This is a genomic window from Sulfobacillus harzensis, from assembly GCF_012933365.1.
Lineage (GTDB): Bacteria > Bacillota > Sulfobacillia > Sulfobacillales > Sulfobacillaceae > Sulfobacillus_B > Sulfobacillus_B harzensis.
Map to the genome: position 1 here is coordinate 1 of NZ_JABBVZ010000241.1, position 1,688 is coordinate 1,688.

Sequence of the window (1,688 nt, forward strand, 5' to 3'; positions counted from 1 at the left end):
GGTGGATTTGAGCGAGGATGACGACGATCCAGCCGACACGGACCTTATCGATCGGCGGGCCCTGTTTGACTAAGGAGACGCCCATGCCCCGGAATCGGGGCACCCACGGTAATGAAAAATGGGGGCGACCGCGCTATGCTGAAGACGACCTCCGACCGAGATCGTATTTTCTCTGATGCTGCGAGCTCGCAAAGGAGACGGGTTCCGGCCTCGTCGAGCACCCCCGATTGTTGCCACTCCGCCGGCTCACGCCGGCGATCGGTGAGCACGCACAGGAGAGTTCTCTGTCGCTCCGAGGCTGTCGGAGGATCTTCCCCCGATGAGGTGAGACACATGGATTTAGATGTCGTAGTGACGCATGGGGCGGGTCTCGACGTGCATAAGAAGGTCATTGTCGCGACCGTCCTGACGCCCGCGGTGACCGAGACCCGGTCGTTTGGCACGCTCACGCCCGAACTGCTGGCGTTGGCGGATTGGCTGCAGGCCTGTGGCGTCACGCACGTGGCGATGGAAGCGACCGGGGTGTACTGGAAGCCGGTCGTGAACCTGTTGGAAGCCTATCCCTTTCAGGCCGTCATGGTCGTGAATCCGCAGCACATTAAGGGGATGCCCGGCCGCAAGACCGACGTGCAAGATTCGCAGTGGATCGCCGGGTTGCTCCGGATCGGCGCGTTGAAGGGCAGTTACATCCCACCGCGGCCGCAGCGCGAGCTGCGGGAGATCGTGCGCTACCGGACCAGTCTCCAGCAAGCCCGGGCGACGGAGAGCAACCGCATTCAGAAGGTCCTGGAAGGGGCGAATGTCAAACTGGGCAGCGTCATCAGTGACGTGCTGGGCGTCACGGGCCAGCGGATTCTGGCCGCCCTGGCGGACGGCGTCACCGATCCCGCGGCGTTAGCCGACTTGGCGGATCCCCGCATCCGCGCCTCCCGTGAGACCCTCATCACGGCCCTGACCGGCTTGGTGAACGCCCATCAACGCCTGATGCTCCGGGTTCAGCTGCAGCATGTGGCCTTTTTAGATCGCCAGATTGTGGCCCTGTCGGAGGAAATCGCCACCCGGCTCGCAAATTTTGACGACGCCCTCACCCGGTTGCAAACCATTCCCGGGGTCGAGCGTCGCACTGCCGAGATCATTATTGCCGAAGTCGGGCCGGACATGCAACGGTTTCCCTCTGCGGGGCACCTGGTCTCCTGGGCGGGCTTCAGCCCGGGGCAAGACGAAAGTGCCGGGAAAGTCCGGGCCACGCGGACGCGCAAGGGCAGCAAAGCGTTGCGCGCCGCCTTGACCCAAAGCGCGGGCATGCCGCCGGCAAAACGCGGACCTATCTAGGCGCGGTGTATCATCGACTGGCGGGTCGCCGGGGCAAGAAACGCGCCGCCGTGGCGACGGGGCGCCACATTCTGATCGCCGCGTATGCGATCTTGAACACCCCGGGGACCGTCTATCAGGACTTGGGCGCCAACTACTTTGACGAGCGGGATCGGCACGCCGTGGTGCGCCGGGAAATTCGGCGGCTCGAAGCCTTGGGCTATCGAGTGTCGGTGGAACCCGCCACCCCCGAGGCCAGTTAACACTACCGGCGGTGCCCATCACCGGAATATTTTTCACAGGAGGGGCCATGGTTCAACGGGTGACGGGTGGGGATGATGACCTAGTCGCACGGGCGCGGCGGGTCTTTGGCCCTG

General features: G+C 64.2%; 1 pseudogene. It reads left to right on the top strand.

The annotated features are described in order from the left end of the window. The first annotated feature begins 333 nt into the window (after nt 1-333). Nucleotides 334-1,574: pseudogene (locus HIJ39_RS22745) on the top strand (IS110 family RNA-guided transposase). The last annotated feature ends 114 nt before the right edge of the window (nt 1,575-1,688 follow it).